The sequence below is a fragment of the Vibrio sp. R11-SG3-ISO9 genome (assembly GCF_059834255.1).
On record NZ_JCBDGU010000021.1, the window covers coordinates 1 to 20,679 of the forward strand.

A 20,679-nucleotide genomic window follows, 5' to 3' on the forward strand; every position below is an offset into this window, starting at 1 on the left:
TTATCGATCTCTTCAGAGCTGAGTTTCTCATAACCTGTCTGCTTGTACGCAACGTCTTCGCTGGTGGCGACGGTGGATTCAAGCGCTTGTTCAGCAACTGGATCAACGTAGCGCACCTCTTCCTGCGTCATGTTGATGTATTCACGAACCGCGGTATTACCGAAGCTGTGGCCCGCGCCATCTTGACGTTCTTTAAACAGACCTAGTAACGGGATCTGATTTTCTTCGTTGATCGCTAGGGCTTTAAAGTGCCACTTTGCAGAGCTCCACGCTAGATCATCAAATTGTGCACCGCCAACTGGCGAGCTGATATTCGGGAAGAAACTGTTGAGTTGTTCTGAATCGGTATCCAGGAAGTTAGACTCGAAGAACTCACCACCGATATAACTCTCTACCGTACAAAGGCCAAATTTACCCATGGTCTTCATCAGCGATTTTTCGCAGGCTTTTTGGAAGTTCTTTAAGCCTTGCTCAATCGATTGGTTGTTACACAGCGTTTTGGCGCGGTGGTAGACAGAGATAGGGCAGACGGCTGAGATACCAAAACCTAATAGGCAGGCGATGTCATGGCTACTTGCTGCCTGACCCGTTTGATAAATCACGCTGGCATCGAAACGCAGACCGCGTTTAATCAGTCTTTGGTTGACGGCGGTAGCGACAAGAATCGCTGGTAGTGCAGCCTTACCATTGCCAATCTGTTTATCGCTCAGCACCACAATATTGGTACCGTTCTCAACCGAAGCCTGAATCTGGTCACAGAGTTCAGTAAGTGCTTCAGCAACGCGCGCGGAATTATCTTCCCTGCTATTTAATGTTGGATTGAAAAGGGCATCAAATGTTTCAACTTTGATTCGATCTTGCGAGAAAATCTGTTCAAGTTGTTGAGGTTGTAGAATTGGTGAGTTGAGAACCAGTTGTACGGTTTCGCTTGGGCTGAAATTGGGCTTCGCACCAAGAGCGACACGCAGCGTCATACCATCCGATTCACGTAAAGAGTCGAGAGGTGGGTTGGTGACCTGTGCAAAACGTTGGCTGAAGTACTTGGACATGCCGCCTTCTTCATCGGTCAGCACGTTTGGTGCTAGGCCAAAGCCCATCGCAGTGATCTTCTCAGCACCGTGCTCAATCATAGGATCGAGGAAGAATTTAAAGCTCTCTTGGTTTAGAGAGTAGGCCACATGACGGCTGTAGGCGCTGAAATTTTCGTTTTCAGTCACGCTATCTAAAGATGCTGCCTCAAGATCGCCAAGGGTAATACGAGCTGACTCAAGTAGAGCGCCATAGTTACGCTCTTTAGCCAGAGTTTCGAGGATCTCGTTGGTCTCGTAGCTACGACCTGTCGCGTGATCGAAGTAGATCATGCCACCAGCTTGGATTCGTCCAAAGCGCACAATCTCTTCTGCGGGAAAATCAATCTGACCGGCTTCACTCATCACTGCAAGGTAGCGGTCTGTTTCAACACTACGTAGTGGACGCAGTCCTAGTCGGTCTAATCGAGCTCCGACTTTTTGGCCATCGGAGAAAATGAGCGCTGCTGGACCATCGTTTTTCTCTTCAGAAAGACTGAAGTACTCAAGCATCGCTTTCACTTCAGGAGAGAGACGTTCATCGTTTTCCCATGCTGGTGGCATCATCGCCAATACAGCGGTAACAATGTCTAACTCATCTTCAACCACACGGCGCGCCAGTGTTTGGTCGAGTCGAGCAGAGTCTGACTGACCTTTTGGAAAGATCACTCGCTTCTGTTGTTGACGTGCAATGGCATCTTCACTGAGTCGGTTTTTCTTGTCCGTGTTCAATTCACCGTTGTGCGCCATACGACGGAAAGGTTGAGCCATCATGGTAGCTGGCGCAGTGTTGGTTGAAAAACGTGTGTGGAAGAATAGGGTCGTGATGTGGTGCTCAGGGTGGCTGAGGTCACTAAAATAGGGTACGACTTCCCACGAGTTTAGACGTCCTTTATAGACCTGAGTTTTTGAACTCATCGACAGCGGATAGAAACCAGATAGAGCATCATCAGTGAAGCCTACAGATTCAATTTCCCCCAACGCTAGGTTGATCTGATGTTCGAAAAGATCTGCGTTGCGAGACAAATCACCATTTAAAAATACCACTTGCTGGATCGATTGCTGAACTTGGCGTGACGCATCGTTAACCGCAGATGGGTCGATAGGGACCTCTCGCCACAGTGCAATATCCAGTTGATACTTAGATAGATTTTCTTCTATGAGCTGTTTTGCTTGAGCATGGTGTTCACGATTGAAAGGAAAGAAGAAGTTCGCAACACCAAAGTCGCCAGACTCAAGGTTTGAGGACTTGAGTAGATGACGATAAAAGTTAATCGACAGGTCAATGTTGACCCCAGCGCCATCACCAATACCTTCTGCATTCATACCTCCACGATGTGGAATAGTACACAGAGCTTGGTGGGCCAGAGACAGCAGTTGATGGGTTTGTTCACCAGTTTTATCGGTGATGAAGCCCACCCCACAGCTGGAGTGTTCATGCTCGCGGTCATAAAGCGAGCGATATTCCTGATTCATTCGATCATTTCCTTGATTGCTTGCAGTTGAGACTGCGGGTTCCTTTGGCATGTATCACTACAGTGCCGAAGCCTCAGCTTATATCCCAATCGTGAGTGAAGCCTTTCACAACATCGAATGGGGAAACCAACTAGACTGCTCCTGCAGAAAATGTTGGTTTTCTTATTTGAACGATTCTTGTTCTTTTAAAGCGATCTCCATACTTATCATGTTAAAAAATTGATAGCAAGTAGTTGGTTTTCTAGCTAGGGGGATTTTGAATAGTTAATTAATCTGTAAATGCGCGCTAAAAATGACCAAGTTGTGATTTTTTCTATTGTTTTGTCGTGTTTTCTAGACTTATTAACCCAGTTGATAATGATTATTAATCATTGTTGTTACATGTCATTTTTTCGTCTTAATTCATAAAAAATGGATAAATAGATAAATAACAAGCGTACTGTATTGCAGAAACAAAAAAGGCCAACACAGAGTGTTGGCCAAAAGTTTGGAAGGAATTGTTATTAAAATTCTATGCAGAAAGCATCAAAGAGTCTGCTTTCGCTTCTAGGTTTGAGTTGCCCATTAGGAAGTCATCGATAGCAATAGCACATTCACGACCTTCGTTGATACAACGTACAACCAGAGATTGACCCGTACGCATATCACCCGCTGCAAACACACCTTTTTGGTTGGTTGCGAAGCCGTCAGTTGCTACGTTGCCGCGATCATCCAGTTTGATGTCCAATTGAGCAAGTACACCTGTTGGTTCTGGGTGTAGGAAGCCCATTGCTAGGAATGCCATGTCACATGGAATAACACGCTCTGAGTTTGCTACTTCTTCAAACCCTGGGCGCTCACCAGGCTTAGCATCTTGCCAAACGATGTCTGCGATACGTAGACCAGTGACTTCGCCTTTATCGTTACCGATAAACTCTTTAGTCAGAATGTTCCAGTGACGATCACAACCTTCTTCGTGAGAAGTGGTTGTTTTCATGATCATTGGATACTGAGGCCAAGGCATGTTTGCAGGACGCTTCTCTGGTGGGATCGGCATGATCTCAACCTGAGTAACGCTTGCTGCTTTATGACGGTTAGACGTACCCACACAGTCGGAGCCGGTATCACCACCACCGATTACTACAACATGCTTGTCTTTCGCGTGAATTTCTTCACCTTTAAGATCCATGTCATTTGCGCGGCGGTTGTTTTGACCAAGGAATTCCATTGCGAAGTGAACGCCTTTCAGTTCACGACCTGGAACAGGAAGGTCACGTGGAACCGTTGAGCCACCTGTTAGCAGTACCACATCGAACTCTTGACGAAGCTGTTGAGCATTCACATCAACACCGATGTGCTGGTTTACTTTGAACTCAACACCCGCTTCAGCCATCAAGTTGATCTTACGATCAATCACGTCCATACCCAGTTTGAAGTCTGGGATACCGAAGCGTAGTAGGCCGCCAACTTTCTCATCACGCTCAAATACTGTCACTGAGTGACCCGCACTGTTTAGCTGCTCAGCTGCTGCAAGACCTGCAGGGCCAGAACCGATGATTGCTATCGTTTTACCTGTGCGAGAGCGAGGTGTTTTTGGTTTTGCGTACCCTTCACGGTACGCAGTTTCTACAATCGTCTTCTCGATATTACAGATAGTGATTGGGTCTTGGTTGATACCAAGAACACAAGCGCTCTCACAAGGAGAAGGGCACACACGACCTGTGAATTCAGGGAAGTTGTTGGTAGAGCTTAGAATGTTCCAAGCCTCTTCCCAGCTGTCACGGTAAACCGCGTCGTTAAATTCTGGGATGATGTTACCAATCGGACAACCGCTGTGACAGAAAGGGACACCACAGTCCATACAACGAGAAGCTTGAGTATTGATCTTGTCGCCAAACTCTTCGTTAAGTACGAACTCTTTGTTGTCTTCGATACGAACTGATGGGTCGAGCTTCTTTGGAAGCTCACGACCATGCTCTAAAAATCCAGTAGGCTTACCCATTATACTGCCTCCACTTGTTCCGTTTGTGCTTGCTCTGCTTCAGCCTTACGCTTTTGAAGTACCGCTTTGTAGTCGCGCGGCATAACCTTAACCATTGAGGCTAGGCTTACTTCAAAGTTGTCTAGGAAAGACTGAGCAACTTCACTTCCTGTGAATTGAACCTGCTTAGTTAGCATCTCTTTTAGTAGTTCACGATCTTCTTCTTCGATTGGATCTAGGTCTACCAACTCAGGGTTTAGCTTAGTTTCGAAGTCACCTGACTTATCCCAAACGTAAGCCACACCGCCACTCATACCTGCCGCAAAGTTACGACCTGTTGAGCCAAGGATTACTGCGACACCACCAGTCATGTATTCACAACCGTGGTCACCAACACCCTCTACAACCACTTTCGCGCCTGAGTTACGTACACAGAAACGCTCACCGGCCATACCGCGGATGTATGATTCACCAGAGGTCGCGCCGTAGAAACATACGTTACCTACAACGATGTTATCTTCAGCAACGATGGTTGATTTCGCATCTGGGTAAAGTACTAGCGTACCGCCAGATAGGCCCTTACCCCAGTAATCGTTCGCATCACCTTCCACTTCGAACTTCACGCCCTTAGCAAGGAAAGCACCGAAAGATTGGCCTGCAGAACCATTGAACTTCACGTTCATTGGCTGAGGTAGACCTGCGTCTTTGTAAACCTTAGAGATTTCGTTAGATAGCATGGTACCCGCAGAGCGGTCCGTGTTGATTATAGGGAATTCCGCGTCTACGGCTTCGCCTTTTTCAAGTGCTGGAATCGCAGCTTGGATCAACTTACGGTCTAGAACTTCTTCTAGGTTGTGGTTCTGCTGTGTTTGGTTGTAAACACCATCTTCATCACGAGCTTGCTCAATGTGAAGCACAGGAGACAGATCTAGGTTCTTGTATTTCCAGTGTTGGATGTCTTCACGCACTTTCAGTTTGTGCGACTGACCTACCATCTCATCGATAGTGCGGTAGCCAAGCTCAGCCATCACTTCACGTAGACCTTCAGCCATGTACTGGAAGAATGTCACTACGTCTTCTACGCGGCCGTCGAAGCGCTCACGTAGCGTTTTGTTTTGTGTTGCGATACCAACAGGACAGGTGTTCTTATGACACTTACGCATCATGATACAGCCTTCAACAACCAACGCTGCTGTTGCTACACCCCACTCCTCAGCACCCAGAAGTGTTGCTACTGCAAGGTCGCGAGGAGTTTTCATCTGACCATCAGATTGAACTACGATACGGTTACGTAGGCCGTTCTTCAGAAGCGTTTGGTGCGTTTCTGCTAGACCTAGCTCCCAAGGTAGACCTGTGTGACGGATTGACGACATCGGTGATGCACCTGTACCGCCATCAAAACCAGCGATAAGAACTACGTCGGCTTTCGCTTTCGCTACACCTGATGCGATGGTACCTACACCTGCTTCCGATACTAGCTTCACGTTAACGCGGCCAGCACGGTTTGCGTTCTTCAAGTCGTAGATCAACTGAGCCAAATCTTCGATTGAGTAGATATCGTGGTGCGGTGGTGGCGAGATTAGACCTACGCCCGGAGTCGAGTGACGTGTGGCACCGATCCAGTCATCAACCTTATCACCTGGTAGTTGACCACCTTCACCTGGTTTCGCGCCTTGAGCCATCTTGATCTGTAGCTCATCTGCGTTAGTTAGGTAGTAAGACGTCACACCAAAACGGCCTGAAGCAACCTGTTTGATTGCAGAGCGCTCCCAGTCACCGTTCTCTTTGCGCTCGAAACGCATTGGATCTTCACCACCCTCACCAGAGTTCGATTTCGCGCCGATGCGGTTCATCGCTACTGCCAGTGTTGAGTGTGCTTCGTAAGAGATAGAACCGAATGACATTGCACCTGTCGCGAAACGCTTAAGGATGTTTTCGATTGGTTCTACTTCTTCTAGCGGGATTGAACCTGCTGGGTTCTTAACAAAGTCTAGTTGGCTACGTAGCGTTGCTGCGTTATCACCTTGGTCATCAACCGCTTTCGCGTATTTCTTGAACTGGGCGTAGTCTTTGTTGCGCGTTGATTCTTGTAGTAGTGAGATAGTCTCAGGGTTAAACAGGTGTTTTTCACCACGCTGTTTCCATTGGTAAACACCACCCACATCAAGCACTTGTACTGGGATTTCACGAGTCGGGAAGCCGATACGGTGACGCACTAGAACTTCCTTAGCGATATCATCGATCGTTAGACCTTGGATACGTGAAACCGTACCTGTGAAGTACTTATCAACCACAGACTTGCTGATACCCAGTGCTTCGAAGATCTGTGCACCGTGGTAAGACTGCAGTGTTGAAATACCCATCTTCGAGAAGATCTTCAGAAGACCGCCATTGATTGACTTACGGTAGTTTTCGAACAGCTCGCGAATGTTTGTTTCCGGATCAAGTTTCTTCGTACGCTGCAGGTCAACCATAGTTTCGATAACTAGGTATGGGTTCACTGCGTTTGCGCCGTAACCGATCAGAGTTGCGAAGTGGTGCGTCTCACGAGCATCACCTGTCTCAACCACAATGTCACACTTCGCACGTAGACCTTTACGGATTAGGTGGTGGTGAACTGCGCCAACCGCCAGCATTGCTGGGATTGCGGCATGGTTTGAGTTAACTGCGCGGTCTGTTAGAAGGATGATTGAGTAGCCATCGATAACGGCATCTTCCGCGTACTGACAGATACGCTTAAGTGCACGCTCTAGTTTGCCTTCGTCTTCGCTTGCTTGGAATACGATGTCTAGCGTTTTTGCTTGAAGGTGCTCGTTATCGATAGCACGTAGCTTCTCAAGTTCAGAGTTAGATAGAACTGGCGACTCAAGCTCTACTTTTTGACAGTGCTCTGGAGACTCAGCCAGTAGGTTCTGATCTTTACCTAGGTAAGTGTTCAGAGACATAACCATACGCTCACGAATCGGGTCGATTGGCGGGTTAGTTACCTGAGCAAATAGCTGCTTAAAGTAGTTTGATAGATGTTGTGACTGGTGCGAAAGAATCGCTAGTGGCCAGTCGGCACCCATTGCAGAAAGTGGCTCTTTACCATCTTTCGCCATCGGTACAATGATTTCGTTGACTTCTTCAGAGCTGACACCAAACGCTTGCTGCTTGTGCAGTAGCTTCTCTGGTGAAGGCTGGCTGAATTCGTTGCTCGCATCTGGCAGTTTTTTCAGGCTCAGTAGGTTTTCTTCAACCCACTTCTCGTATGGCTGTGCTGATGCAATGCCATCTTTCACTTCTTCATCAGAAATGATGCGGCCTTGCTCTAGGTCAGCGACGAAGATACGACCTGGTTGTAGACGACCACGGAACTCAACGTTCTCTGGTTCGATTTCAACAACACCAGACTCTGAAGCCATCACTAGGAAGTCATCTTTAGTCACTGTGTAGCGAGAAGGACGCAGACCGTTACGGTCAAGGGTTGCACCTACTTGAACACCGTCAGTGAAACATACAGATGCCGGGCCATCCCACGGTTCCATTACGTTCGCGTGGTACTGGTAGAACGCGCGACGAGTTGGATCCATGTTTTTGTTTTCTTGCCATGCTTCAGGGATCATCATCATCAACGCATGTGGCAGGCTGCGACCAGATAGAACTAGGAGCTCAAGTGCCATATCGAAGTTAGATGAATCTGAGCTGCCTTCCTGACAGATAGGCAGTAGCATGTCGATCTCTGCCTGAGTGAACAGGTCAGATTCGATGATCGCTTCACGGGCCTTCATCCAGTTCAGGTTGCCGCGAACTGTGTTGATTTCACCGTTGTGAGCGATGTAACGGAAAGGCTGTGCTAGACGCCAGCGAGGGAATGTATTGGTAGAGAAACGAGAGTGAACCAGCGCAAGAGCACTTACCATCGTTGGGTTTTGTAGGTCTAGGAAGTACTGAGGTACTTGTTCAGTGGTTAGCTGACCCTTGTACACAACCGTCTTGTAAGACATAGAGTTGATGTAGAAGTCATCACCAATGTTAGACACACTCTCAAGGCATACTCGAACCGTGTAGTTACGTAGAACGTACAGTTTACGCTCTAACTCTTCAGGTGTGATACCTGGACCACCAGAGATAAATACATGCTCGAATTGAGGCTCTGTGCTCAGTGGGTCTGCGCCGATCATTGAGTTATCAGTTGGCAACACACGGTAACCGATCACTTCTAACTCTAGGCGTTGTGCATTGCGCTCCAGAATGTCGCGACATTGTGCACGCTTGTGTTCGTCTTTAGGGAAAAGTACAACACCAACACCGTATTTTTCAAAAGATGGCAGCTTAATACCCAGCTTTACCGTCTCTTCAAGTAGAAACTCGTGTGGTTTTTGCAGCAAGATACCTGCGCCATCACCTGAACACGGATCGCAGCCTTGGCCACCACGGTGTTCCATTCGAGCTAGCATATCTAGTGCTTGGGTCACTACTTCATGAGACTTACGGTTTTTGAGGTGAGCTACAAAACCGATACCACAAGCGTCATGCTCCAATTCAGGAGTATACAGACCCTGTGAGTTCTGCTCTTGATCTACCATAGATACATCCTTCCAGTTAAATCTAGGCGTAACTAGTTTGCACTTCGTCAGCCTTGTCCTTTTATATTTATGAGTCTAAACCTGCCCTGTGTTGGCGGTTTGAGTCCTTTCTGTCTCTCGCAGGAAAAATTTTGCGAGAAAAACAATCCTTAGTGATATCCGTTTTTTTTTGACCACAAACTAGTGGTTTATATAGGTGGGATTTGGATAACACCGATTTATTAGCAAGTTTGAGCTGTAATAAAATACTCAAAAAAGGCCAATATGTGTAAGTATCCTACAATTTTGTTAAGGATAATTGCAATGAAAGTTGAGCAATGTAGACCATTTTTTTCGTTTTGAATTGAATTTTTTGCATAACATTTGTGCAACATTAGGCAAATAGAGCCGTTTTTTTGCATTTTTATTGATATTTGTTAGGTGTCTCGCAAACGCTTTTCAGTAAGCTGCCCGGCTTAATTTATGAAATCCTGTAATTAAATTTCATGGATGAAATTGATATTCATTCTTATTTAGCTCGGTGCACCTCTCATGCAATTACACGAACTGGTCAATACGATTGGTCAAGATCTCCAGCGTCGCTATGGCGAAAAGGTCCATAAACTGACTTTACATGGTGGTTTCAGTTGTCCTAACCGTGATGGAACTATAGGGCGAGGAGGCTGTACTTTTTGTAACGTTGCGTCGTTTGCAGACGAAGAGACTCAAGTCCAAAGTATTGCAGCTCAACTCAACGATAGAGCAGGCGAAATTGCACGAGCTAAAAAGTATCTCGCTTATTTTCAGGCGTACACCAGTACCTATGCAGAAGTTCAGGTGTTGAAGAATATGTATGAAGAGGCGCTCAAAGCGCCGGGTGCTGATATCGTTGGATTGTGTGTTGGAACGCGCCCTGATTGTGTGCCGGATTCCGTATTAGATCTGCTGGCTGGTTATGTAAAACAAGGCTACGAGATCTGGTTAGAATTGGGACTACAGACCGCAAATGATCAAACGTTAAAGCGTATCAACCGTGGTCACGATTTCGCTATTTATGAGAGTATCACCAAGCGTGCTAGAGCATTAGGTATCAAGGTGTGTACCCATTTAATCGTTGGTTTACCTAAAGAGACTAAAGTTGACAACCTTGAAACATTAGATCGTGTTTTAAACGTTGGTACGGACGGAATCAAACTGCACGGCTTACATATTGTTGAGGGTAGCACTATGGCTAAGGCGTGGAAAGCCGGCAAGTTAGAAGCTCCATCTTTAGAAGAGTATGTCGATATTGCTACGGATATGATTCAGCGTACTCCGGCTGAGGTGATTTATCATCGAGTCTCTTCTGCAGCGCGTAGACCAACTTTGTTGTCGCCATTGTGGTGTGAGAACCGTTGGCTCGCCATGACCGAGATTGGTCGTTCGCTAGATAAAAGTGGCGCTCAAGGCTGCAAGAATGGCGAGGCTTTTGTCTACACTTTGCCACAGCTAAACCCGACACCGAATTAACCTACAGCGGCTTGTAGAGATAAAAAGATCAATTAGTGATAAGATCCGCCCTTATTAGAGATGTATATAGACAGAGGGTAGATGGAACCATTGATGACTTGGTTGTGGGACAATGCGATTTGCTATGGATCGTTTATTGTTACCCTTCTGCTGTTTACCTTGTTCGGCTGGTATCTCTATTCCCGTTATCAAGCGCATATCGAACATCTGCTGCTCGCCACGCCTGCACCTTTGTGTATGGTCGATGTTAAGAGTGGCGAAATCGTGCATGCGAATCGTCAGGCTATGCAATTATTGGGTATCCGTCAGATGGGTACTCATTTCCGCTACCCAACCAATGACTGTCAAACTGCCTTTTCTGAAAATCTTTCTAATCATCAAAGTAGTCACTCTTTTGAACAATGCCTGATGTGGGCGTTATCTGAGTTCGAATCTCGCAAGGTCAACATGCTAGGGCGTAAGATGATCTTCCGCGGTAAACGTGTATGGATGCTCTACGCAACGCCGCATAAACACTCTAGTGAAGAACAATCTCAAGAATTGCGAGAGCTTAATGTTGCTCGTACCGCTTTGGATTCGCTGTCTGAATTGATTTATGTAAAAGATCAAAAGGGCGATCTCGTGGCTAGTAACCGATCGTTTAAGAAGTTTTGGCATGGTCGTCTAGAAGAGGGCACGCTGAGTGTGTCGAGTGGCGCACTAAAAGGGCGAGTCAGCCAACGCAGCTGGACGACCGATCAAGAAGGAAAGAGCTGCCTGCTTGAGACCTATCAAAGTGTGTTGATTGATGGAAATGGGGAGAGGATTGGTACTCTCTCCATCAGCCATGATGTGACCGATTGGCATGACATGCAGCAACAACTGCGCGATGAGATGGAAAAGCGTAAAGACACCGAAGTCGCGTTAGCACAGAGAGACACCATTCTTCAAAACATCTTAGAGGCTAGCCCAGATTCGATCGGCATCTTCAACGAGAACATGGTTTATCAAGCGTGTAATAAACCGTTTGTTGCCGCATTAGGGATTTCTGAGGTGAGTGACTTAGTCGGCAAGCGCTTACAAGACGTTGTGCCAAACAGCATGTACTTGCGCCTTTCAGATTCTGATCATCAAGTGCTTCATCAAGGAAAATCACTGCGCTACATCGATAAGGTCGTCTCAAGTGATGGTGAACAGACTTGGTACGATGTGGTGAAATCTCCATTTAAAGATCCAGCATCAAGCACCAGTGGTGTACTGATCATGGCGCGTGATATTTCAGAACGTTATTTAGCAGAGCAGAAACTTGAAGAGGCGAACTTAGAGCTAGAGCGCTTGAGCTTCTTAGATAGCCTGACTCAAGTTTCTAACCGCCGCCGTTTTGATGAGCAGCTTTCTACCTTGTGGCATTTCCATGTTCGAGAAAGGCAGCCACTTACCATCATGCTATGTGATATCGACTACTTTAAAGGCTATAACGATTTCTATGGTCACCAACAAGGTGATGACGCTTTGATTCAAGTATCAAAAGCCTTTAAACGCGTGCTCAACCGATCGTCTGACTGTGTTGCGCGTTACGGTGGTGAAGAGTTTGCCTTCATATTGCCAAACACAGCAACTGAAGGTGCTCAGCTGGTGGCGCAACGTATCCATGATGAGATTCAAAGCCTTGGCATTGTTCACGAAAAGTCTCTGGTTTCTGAGTGGGTGACAGTGAGTATCGGGGTGGTTTCTTACATTCCAACGCTCGATGATGAGATGGAATCGGCGGTTGCCTTGGCTGACAGTGCCCTCTATCAAGCTAAAGCGGATGGACGTAATCAAACCAGTGTTCACCCTAGCTCAACAGGGCGTCTCCATACCTTGGGTTTATGAGCCATCAACAGACACCAGGATAAGCGTAATTAAATGCCCGCATGGCTGTTGCATGTGATGTGGCTAGCTTACCTCCCTTGTCTAAACAGGGTAGAATATTGCTAGTCTTATCGCATGGAGCGCTAAATGAAACCCATGAAAAATCTCGCCCAGTATTACGTTGATCTTCTCGTAAAGCTGGGAATTGTCCGATTCTCTATTCTCCTCGCATTAGCACTGGTCGCACTCGCGGTCGTGGTTCAAGTTGGTATCACTCTGGCTCTCAAAGGTAATGTCGATGATATCGATATTGTCCGCTCTGTCTTCTTTGGTTTGGTTATCACTCCTTGGGCCGTCTATTTTCTCTCTGTCGTTGTTGATCAGCTGGAAGAGTCTCGTCAGCGCCTCGCTAAATTGGTCTCTAAACTTGGGGACATGCGCGAGCGTGACCAAGAGCTAAACAACAAATTACAGCTCAATATCGAGAAGCTTAACCAAGAGATTGAAGAGCGTGAAAAGGCTGAAGAGGCGCGTGCTGAAGCAATGCATGACCTCGAGAACGAAGTCTTTCAGCGCGAACGCACTCAGCTTGAATTAGCAGAGCGAACCGCTCTTTTGCGTTCCTTCATTGATGCTTCTCCTGACCTTATCTATTACCGCAACGAAGATGGCGTATTCTCTGGATGTAACCGAGCCGTTGAAGAGCTGACTGGTAAAACAGAGAAAGACCTAGTTGGCTTAACGCCTTGGGATGTCTACAGCAAAGAGGTGGCTCAGCAAGTGGTTGAGACTGATGAGAAGGTCTTTGCTGACAATCAAGCTGTCACCTATGAGCAGTGGTTGGAGTACCCAGATGGGCGTAAGAACTACTTCGAATTGCGCAAGGTTCCTTTCTACAGCAAGGATGGTCGTCACCTTGGCTTGGTGGGCTTTGGACGTGATATCACTGAGCGTAAAGAGCATGAAGAGTCGCTTGAGAAAGCCAGTCGCGATAAGACCACATTCATTTCAACCATCAGCCATGAGCTGCGCACCCCGCTTAACGGTATTGTCGGCTTGAGTCGTATGCTACTCGATAGTCAATTGACGACTGAGCAGCGTAAACATATGCAGACTATTAAGGTCAGCGCTGTGACGCTTGGGAATATCTTTAACGATATTATCGACATGGATAAGTTCGACCGACGCAAGCTTGAGCTTTTCCCGACGCCAATTAATTTTGAAGACTTTGTTTCTGAGATGGAGAGCATCTCTGCATTGATGGCGGAGCAGAAAGGATTGAGGTTCGATCTCGAAAGACTATCTGATCTGCCAACAGCAGTAGAAGTTGATGGCACTCGCTTGCGCCAAGTACTCTGGAATCTCGTTAGTAACGCGATGAAGTTCACCAAAGACGGCGGCGTGGTAATGACGGTGAGCGCGGATATCGAAGATGACTTCGCGCATATCACGATGGAAGTGGAAGACACCGGTATTGGTATTCCAGAGAGTGAAATCGACAAGATCTTTGCGATGTATTACCAAGTGAAATCCGGCTCTGATAATTTGCACGCCGTTGGGACGGGGATTGGCTTAGCAGTTTCTAAGCAGTTGATCAACATGATGGACGGCGACATTACCGTAAGCAGTGAAGAGGGCTTCGGCAGTACCTTTACTGTCTCGATTCGTGTACCTGTTAATCACGATACTCAAGCTCTAGTGAAGACGCCAAGAAAGCAGTCGCAATTGAACATCTTTATGGTGGAAGACATCGAACTCAATGTTACGGTTGCCCGTTCGCTGCTTGAGAGTTTAGGTCACAAAGTAACGGTGGTCATGACCGGTAAAGAGGCGCAGATTGCGTTCAATCCGCAAGAGTTTGATCTGGTCTTGCTGGATATTCAACTTCCAGACATGACCGGTTTTGATATCGCTAAGTACTATCGTGAGAAGTACTCAGAGTTACCACCGCTGGTGGCGTTGACGGCCAATGTGCTTAACAACAAGAAAGAGTACCTCAACAAAGGGATGGATGATGCCATCAGTAAGCCGCTATCTGTGAAAGCAATTCAAGATGTGATTGCTAAGCTGATAGAGAGCGAGCAACCGGATAAACCACAAGTGATTGAAGAGGCACAAGTGGTGGAGCCGAAAACTACGTCCATAGACACCAGCTTGCTTGATATTGAGATGCTAGAGTCTTATGTTGATATTGTTGGCCCTAAGCCTGTGCTTGATAGCATCGCGATGTTTGAAGATATGATGCCTGACTACATGGATATCCTAAACTCAAACATGGTGGCAAAAGACCAAGCCAATATCGTTTCAGAAGCACATAAGATCAAGGGGGCTGCAGGCTCGATTGGTTTGAAACGAATTCAACAAGTGGCGCAAAAAGCGCAATCACCGGATCTACCAGCATGGTGGGAGAACATCTCAGATTGGGTCGATGAAATTAACAACGAATATCAGAACGACATTGAAGTCTTAAAGAGTTGGTTAAATCAAAGGTAGAAGAATAATGAAAAAATTAGCATTCGCCGCCTGTGTCGTGGCATTAGCGGGTTGTTCTGCACCACAAGTAGAATGGCAACAAGACAACCAAGTCGAAGTTTCTACTACGACCATCACAATGAAAAGTAATCTTTGGCTAAATAAGATGCCAACCATTGGTGAAGCACAAGATGAGACACTGCATGGTGCCATTTACCTTGAATCAGATTCTCAATTACCAGCGACACTGGCTGTTGAGAGTGTCACTGTTAAACAGGGCGCGGACACGCTACTTATTACTGGCGATGACCTAGACCTAAGAACGCACAATGAAACGCAATGGGAAGTGGCGTTTGTGTGGCAGCTAGAGATCGACAGCGAACAACCTGTAGATGTTGCAGTGGAGCTGAAAGATGGTGAAGCGGTGAAGTGGCTAGTTGAGAAAGACGTTAAAGTGGATACGGTTTACTAAATAAGCGTTTCAGTAAATCAAGAATAGCGTGCTCCGGCATGCTATTCGTGCCGCGTGAAACGGGTATTAAAAAAGGGAGGATGCTGAGCATTCTCCCTTTTTCTATTCACTGTGATGGTGTGAATTAGTCTTCTAGATCACCACAGAAGCGGTAGCCTTCACCGTGAATCGTAGCAATGATTTCTGGCGTACCAGATACTGATTCAAAGTGCTTACGAATACGACGGATAGTTACGTCTACTGTACGGTCATGTGGCTTAAGCTCACGGCCAGTCATCTTCTTAAGAAGATCTGCACGTGTTTGGATCTTGCCTGGATTCTCACAGAAGTGCAGTAGTGCACGGAACTCAGAGCGAGGCAGCTTGTAGCCTTCGCCATCTGGGCTTACTAGAGAGCGGCTGTTGATATCCAAAACCCAACCGTTGAATTCGTACTTCTCAACGCTGCGCTTTTCTTCTTGAACAGAGCTTGTGCTCATTGAACGGTTCAGAAGGTTGCGTGCACGGATAGTCAGTTCACGAGGGTTGAAAGGCTTAGTGATGTAATCATCTGCACCAATTTCTAGACCAAGGATTTTGTCTACTTCATTATCACGACCAGTTAAGAACATTAGCGCAACATTTGCTTGCTCACGTAGTTCACGAGCAAGTAGAAGGCCGTTCTTACCAGGTAAGTTGATGTCCATGATAACAAGGTTCACTTGGTTGTCAGACAGCACTTGGTGCATCTCTTCACCGTCGCTAGCCTCAAAAACAGCATATCCCTCTGCTTCAAAAATACTCTTAAGAGTGTTACGAGTTACTTGCTCATCTTCTACGATAAGAATCTGCGGGGTTTGCATTTTGGCGGTACCTAAATTTGTGACGAAACTGTGCTAATAGAATAAATTCTAGGCAAAAACATAACATACAGGTAATGTAATTTTGATGATAACTCAAAGTTTTCAAAAATACACTTACTTCCAGCTGTCTGCCTTCCTTGAAGTATTGCCAATAACGTAAATCCAGTACGCCTTTTAATCATTCTGTTAGTGATTGCTGAGAATTCTATAATGTTAACAGCATGCTAACAACGCGATAATGTTAATTCCATTCACTTTGTTGATTTATATCAATTGCTGTCTGGTATCAAACTTGATTAGTATGAGCTACTGCTTAATCAACACTATAAATGATTAAATAGCCATAAATATGGAATGGCTATTCGAACTGGCTCGTATATTTTGCTTTCGTAGTCACACTTACCTACATCAAGAGTAGGCTGTGGAACCTAGGAAGCGATAAGCTGTCTTTTAATTATAGACGTATTGAAAACAAAGGATTTATTTTTACTTTAAGCATGGGACTCGCGGCATGGGCTGCCTGTCTCGCTCATGGAGGATATATGCACGATATAACACCGGACTTATGTGATGAGTTCGAAAGCAAAGTGACGCTACTCAATCTCCCTTTACAGAATTATGGCCAACGTGCTGCGTTCTGGGGTGAAATTGTAACAGTGCGTTGCTATCACGATAATTCTAAGGTTCGTGATGTGTTAGAAGGTGACGGAAAGGGTAAGGTACTGGTGGTCGATGGAAACGGCTCTTGCCAAAAAGCTTTGCTGGGTGATCAACTTGCCATATTGGCGATTGAGAATGGCTGGGAAGGCGTGATCGTCAATGGTGCTATCCGTGATGTCGGTATGATGTCGCAGATGGATCTTGGTGTTCAAGCTCTAGGATCTTCACCGTTCAAAACTGAGAAACGTGGCAGTGGCCAAGTGAATGTGACGCTGACGATTCATAACCAACTGATTCAGCCTGGTGACTACATCTATGCTGATTGGAACGGAGTGCTCCTCTCTTCAGAGCTTCTGATCAACCCGTAGCTAGCGATTTTTAAGTGGAAACGGGAAACGGTTTGGAAGTTGAAGTGACCTAGACCCAGCAATCTGCTTAAAAACGGAAACCAATCCCAACTTCCACACCTTGCTGCCACTCTTCGTAATCTAGGGTGGCATGCAGGTCTAGGTTATCGGTCAGCTGCACTCGGCTGGTCACCTCGGCTGCAATCGACTTTTCTTTTCCTTGTTCAACATCCTCTTCATTACTGTAGGTATGCAGGGTACTGTTGAAAGAGATGCGATCACTCAGTTGATAGCTTACGCCACTAAGGAATCCATTTTCATGCCTTAGAGCATCGCTATTGATACGAGCACCTACGAATAGATCGACGTTCTTAAACACCGAGTATGAGTAGCCACTGTCGACTTTCCAAACATCGAATGATTCATTGGTTGAGCTTTGGCTAGAGATAAAAAACTTGTGTGCAGAGGTGTCGAGCTGGCTCGGTAAGAGAGGCAACGAATTCGCGTTACAAATAACAGGCATAGCAAAGGCTAAAAGAAATAGTAATCTTTTCACTTCCCACTCCTGATGTCGTTATTATTTGTTATATACGCTTGTTGTCTAATTAAAGCACAGATCTTGGTGGTTAGCTGTACGAACCAGATACCTTTTTGCTCAGAATTAATAAGCAACAGGTTGCTTTTGCGATCTAGAGCAAACTCTGTTCATTTTTTATGCCTTGCATTTCATCGCTACTTTCTGCTCTAAATAACGTCTTACTATGAAAAATGTCGTGAATGCGAAAAAAAAGTAACTTTTCATTGACGAGATGTAGCAAAACTTGATACACGTAGAGATAAGCAAACGCAGAGAATTGAATATGCAGCACTCAAGCCACCTAGTAATGACCACAACCATTATTATTACCGACATTACAATTGTTGGGGCAGGCTGCTAACTAACGGATTTACAAATAAAGGCCTGTATCCCACAAGATACAGGCCTTTTTTTATACCATTTTTACGACTTATGGAGAGGAAGGGATGCGAGTTTTAAAGTTTGGAGGTTCATCATTAGCGGACGCCGATCGTTTTTTGAGAGCGGCGGATATCATCGCTAATAATGCCCAGCAAGAAGAGCTAGCGGTCGTGCTATCAGCACCAGGCAAAACAACGAACAAGTTGGTTGCGGTGATTGAGTCGGCACTTAAACATGGTGAAGCGGAATCTCAAATCAAAGAGATTGAGTCTTCTTTTGTAGCACTATTTTCTGACATTAAAGCATTGGTTCCGGGCGTGGATGGCACGGCTTTCCAAGAGCAAGTTGAGACATCACTGACTCAACTACGTCAGTTTGTAAACGGTATTGACCTATTAGGCATGTGTCCTAACCATGTTAATGCGCGCATCATCAGTAAAGGTGAGCGTATCTCTATCCAGCTGATGAAGGCTGTATTAGAAGCAAAAGGTCAGCCAGCGAATCTTATCGACCCGGTTCAGTACCTATACGCGAAAGGTGATCACCTAGAAGCGATGGTTGATGTTGATGTCTCTACGCAGAACTTCCGTCAAAATCCTCTTCCTCAAGGACACGTTAACATCATGCCTGGCTTTACTGCCGGTAATGAAAAAGGTGAGCTAGTTACACTAGGCCGAAATGGTTCTGACTACTCAGCAGCGGTATTGGCAGCGTGTCTGCGTGCTGATTGTTGTGAAATCTGGACGGATGTAGACGGCGTTTATAACTGTGACCCTCGCCTTGTTGATGATGCTCGTCTTCTTAAGTCATTGAGCTACCAAGAAGCGATGGAGCTTTCATACTTTGGTGCTTCTGTTCTTCACCCGAAAACCATCGCACCGATTGCTCAGTTCCACATTCCTTGCTTGATCAAAAACAGCTTTAACCCTCAAGGTGCGGGCACACTGATTGGTCAAGATACCGGCGAAGACAATCTAGCGATCAAAGGCATCACTACCCTAAGTGACCTAACAATGGTTAACGTTTCAGGCCCAGGCATGAAGGGCATGGTGGGCATGGCGAGCCGCGTATTCGGTGCAATGTCTTCAGCTGGCGTTTCAATTGTTCTTATTACTCAATCTTCATCTGAGTACAGCATCAGCTTCTGTATCGAATCTGCAGATAAGCAGAAAGCGCAACAAGTATTGTCTGAAGCGTTTGAGCTTGAACTGAAAGATGGCCTACTTGAGCCAGTAGAGTTCATGGATGACGTAGCTATCGTTACTTTGGTTGGTGACGGCATGCGTACTTCACGCGGTGTTGCTTCTCAATTCTTCTCTTCACTGGCAGAAGTGAACGTAAACATCGTCGCGATTGCACAAGGCTCTTCTGAGCGAGCAATCTCTGCAGTGATTCCTGAAGATAAAATCTCAGAAGCGATCAAAGCGTGTCACGAAAACCTATTTAACTCTAAACACTTCCTTGATGTCTTCGTTGTTGGTGTTGGCGGCGTTGGTGGCGAGCTGGTGGATCAGATCAAGCGTCAGCAAGGTAAATTGGCAGAGAAAGGCATTGTTATCCGCGTGTGTGGTTTAGCAAACAGTAAAGGCCTACTGCTTGATAGTGAAGGTCTGCCTCTAGAGCACTGGCGTGACCGCATGAACAGTGCAACTGAAGAATTCAGCCTGCCGCGTCTCGCTGCTTTGGTGCAACGTAACCACATCATCAACCCAGTACTGGTTGATTGTACGTCAAGCGAAGTGATTGCAAACCAGTATGCTGATTTCCTAGCAGCGGGTTTCCATGTTGTTACACCGAATAAGAAAGCAAACACAGCAAGCATGGCGTACTACCATCAACTTCGTGAGGTTGCACGAAACTCACGTCGTAAGCTGATGTACGAGACAACAGTAGGTGCTGGCCTTCCGGTTATCGAGAACTTGCAGAACCTTATCTCTGCGGGTGATGAACTTGAGAAATTTAACGGCATCCTATCGGGCTCTCTGTCTTACATCTTCGGCAAGCTTGATGAAGGTATGACTCTGAGCCAAGCAACCAATATTGCGAAAGATAACGGCTTTACAGAACCTGACCCACGTGACGATCTATCGGGCATGGATGTGGCGCGTAAGCTCCTTATCTTGGCGCGTGAAGCAGGTATGGCTTTAGAGCTTGAAGATGTAGAAGTTGACCAAGCACTGCCACCAGGTTTTGATGATTCAGGTAGCGTAGAAGAGTTCATGGCGCGTCTACCAGAAGCGGATGCTTACTTCCAAGAGCAATCAGCAAAAGCGGCTGAAGAAGGCAAAGTGCTGCGTTATGTAGGCGAAATTGCCGATGGTAAATGTAAGGTTCGCATCGCTGCAGTTGATGGCGATGACCCAATGTTCAAGATTAAAGATGGTGAGAACGCGCTAGCATTCTACAGCCGTTACTACCAACCAATCCCATTAGTACTACGTGGTTACGGTGCGGGTACTGAGGTAACAGCAGCGGGTGTATTCTCTGATGTAATGCGTACCCTTGGCTGGAAATTAGGAGTATAAGAATGAGTTCAA

General features: G+C 46.2%; 11 protein-coding genes and 1 other annotated feature. Of the genes, 6 read left to right on the top strand and 5 right to left on the bottom strand.

Annotated features, from left to right (window positions below; genetic code table 11):
• From AC6R05_RS06620 to gltB, 3 genes are all read right to left on the bottom strand, one after another.
• On the bottom strand, positions 1-2,543 hold a 2,543-nt coding region (locus AC6R05_RS06620), incomplete at its 3' end, for a glutamate synthase central domain-containing protein (protein ID WP_500646960.1).
• Between the two features lie 511 nt (positions 2,544-3,054).
• Positions 3,055-4,524 carry a glutamate synthase subunit beta gene (locus AC6R05_RS06625; RefSeq protein WP_500646961.1) on the bottom strand — a complete coding sequence of 490 codons (1,470 nt, stop codon included), beginning with the start codon at positions 4,522-4,524 and terminating at the stop codon, positions 3,055-3,057.
• Positions 4,524-9,071: a glutamate synthase large subunit gene (gltB, locus tag AC6R05_RS06630; RefSeq protein ID WP_150870932.1), complete on the bottom strand. Its 4,548-nt coding sequence runs from the start codon at positions 9,069-9,071 to the stop codon at positions 4,524-4,526. Before gltB ends, AC6R05_RS06625 begins: the two co-directional genes overlap by 1 nt.
• A gap of 531 nt (positions 9,072-9,602) precedes the next feature.
• On the opposite strand from gltB, the gene mnmL reads away from it, so the two are divergent.
• The 4 genes from mnmL (at position 9,603) to AC6R05_RS06650 (ending at position 15,336) form a co-directional block, all read left to right on the top strand.
• Positions 9,603-10,559, top strand: a complete 957-nt coding sequence (gene mnmL, locus AC6R05_RS06635) for a tRNA modification radical SAM protein MnmL/YtqA (protein WP_152468160.1) — start codon at positions 9,603-9,605, stop codon at positions 10,557-10,559.
• Positions 10,560-10,640: 81 nt separating this feature from the next.
• Positions 10,641-12,413: a diguanylate cyclase gene (locus AC6R05_RS06640; RefSeq protein WP_032553141.1), complete on the top strand. Its 1,773-nt coding sequence runs from the start codon at positions 10,641-10,643 to the stop codon at positions 12,411-12,413.
• A 126-nt stretch (positions 12,414-12,539) separates the two neighbouring features.
• Complete coding sequence (gene arcB, locus AC6R05_RS06645) at positions 12,540-14,885, top strand: aerobic respiration two-component sensor histidine kinase ArcB (protein ID WP_032553142.1); 2,346 nt, start codon at positions 12,540-12,542, stop codon at positions 14,883-14,885.
• 7 nt (positions 14,886-14,892) lie between these two features.
• Positions 14,893-15,336: a hypothetical protein gene (locus AC6R05_RS06650; protein WP_500646962.1), complete on the top strand. Its 444-nt coding sequence runs from the start codon at positions 14,893-14,895 to the stop codon at positions 15,334-15,336.
• A 124-nt stretch (positions 15,337-15,460) separates the two neighbouring features.
• On the opposite strand, the gene arcA is transcribed toward AC6R05_RS06650, so the two are convergent.
• Positions 15,461-16,177 (bottom strand): two-component system response regulator ArcA, encoded by a 717-nt coding sequence (gene arcA, locus AC6R05_RS06655; protein WP_004741534.1) that lies wholly within the window; start codon positions 16,175-16,177, stop codon positions 15,461-15,463.
• A 542-nt stretch (positions 16,178-16,719) separates the two neighbouring features.
• Here arcA and AC6R05_RS06660 point away from each other — a divergent pair.
• Complete coding sequence (locus AC6R05_RS06660; RefSeq protein WP_032553144.1) at positions 16,720-17,205, top strand: putative 4-hydroxy-4-methyl-2-oxoglutarate aldolase; 486 nt, start codon at positions 16,720-16,722, stop codon at positions 17,203-17,205.
• A gap of 67 nt (positions 17,206-17,272) precedes the next feature.
• Here the strand turns inward: AC6R05_RS06660 and AC6R05_RS06665 are convergent, their stop codons facing one another.
• Positions 17,273-17,740 carry a ribonuclease regulator gene (locus AC6R05_RS06665; RefSeq protein WP_152468163.1) on the bottom strand — a complete coding sequence of 156 codons (468 nt, stop codon included), beginning with the start codon at positions 17,738-17,740 and terminating at the stop codon, positions 17,273-17,275.
• Positions 17,741-18,060: 320 nt separating this feature from the next.
• Positions 18,061-18,176: a sequence feature (Thr leader region), on the top strand.
• Positions 18,177-18,207: 31 nt separating this feature from the next.
• Between AC6R05_RS06665 and thrA the strand changes: the two genes are divergently transcribed.
• Positions 18,208-20,667 (top strand): bifunctional aspartate kinase/homoserine dehydrogenase I, encoded by a 2,460-nt coding sequence (gene thrA, locus AC6R05_RS06670; RefSeq protein ID WP_500646963.1) that lies wholly within the window; start codon positions 18,208-18,210, stop codon positions 20,665-20,667.
• The last annotated feature ends 12 nt before the right edge of the window (positions 20,668-20,679 follow it).

Coding starts and splice junctions, on each gene's coding strand:
- AC6R05_RS06625 (WP_500646961.1), bottom strand. CDS start 4,524: ATGGGTAAGCCTACTGGATTTTTAGAGCATGGTCGTGAGCTTCCAAAG.
- gltB (WP_150870932.1), bottom strand. CDS start 9,071: ATGGTAGATCAAGAGCAGAACTCACAGGGTCTGTATACTCCTGAATTG.
- mnmL (WP_152468160.1), top strand. CDS start 9,603: ATGCAATTACACGAACTGGTCAATACGATTGGTCAAGATCTCCAGCGT.
- AC6R05_RS06640 (WP_032553141.1), top strand. CDS start 10,641: ATGGAACCATTGATGACTTGGTTGTGGGACAATGCGATTTGCTATGGA.
- arcB (WP_032553142.1), top strand. CDS start 12,540: ATGAAACCCATGAAAAATCTCGCCCAGTATTACGTTGATCTTCTCGTA.
- AC6R05_RS06650 (WP_500646962.1), top strand. CDS start 14,893: ATGAAAAAATTAGCATTCGCCGCCTGTGTCGTGGCATTAGCGGGTTGT.
- arcA (WP_004741534.1), bottom strand. CDS start 16,177: ATGCAAACCCCGCAGATTCTTATCGTAGAAGATGAGCAAGTAACTCGT.
- AC6R05_RS06660 (WP_032553144.1), top strand. CDS start 16,720: ATGCACGATATAACACCGGACTTATGTGATGAGTTCGAAAGCAAAGTG.
- thrA (WP_500646963.1), top strand. CDS start 18,208: ATGCGAGTTTTAAAGTTTGGAGGTTCATCATTAGCGGACGCCGATCGT.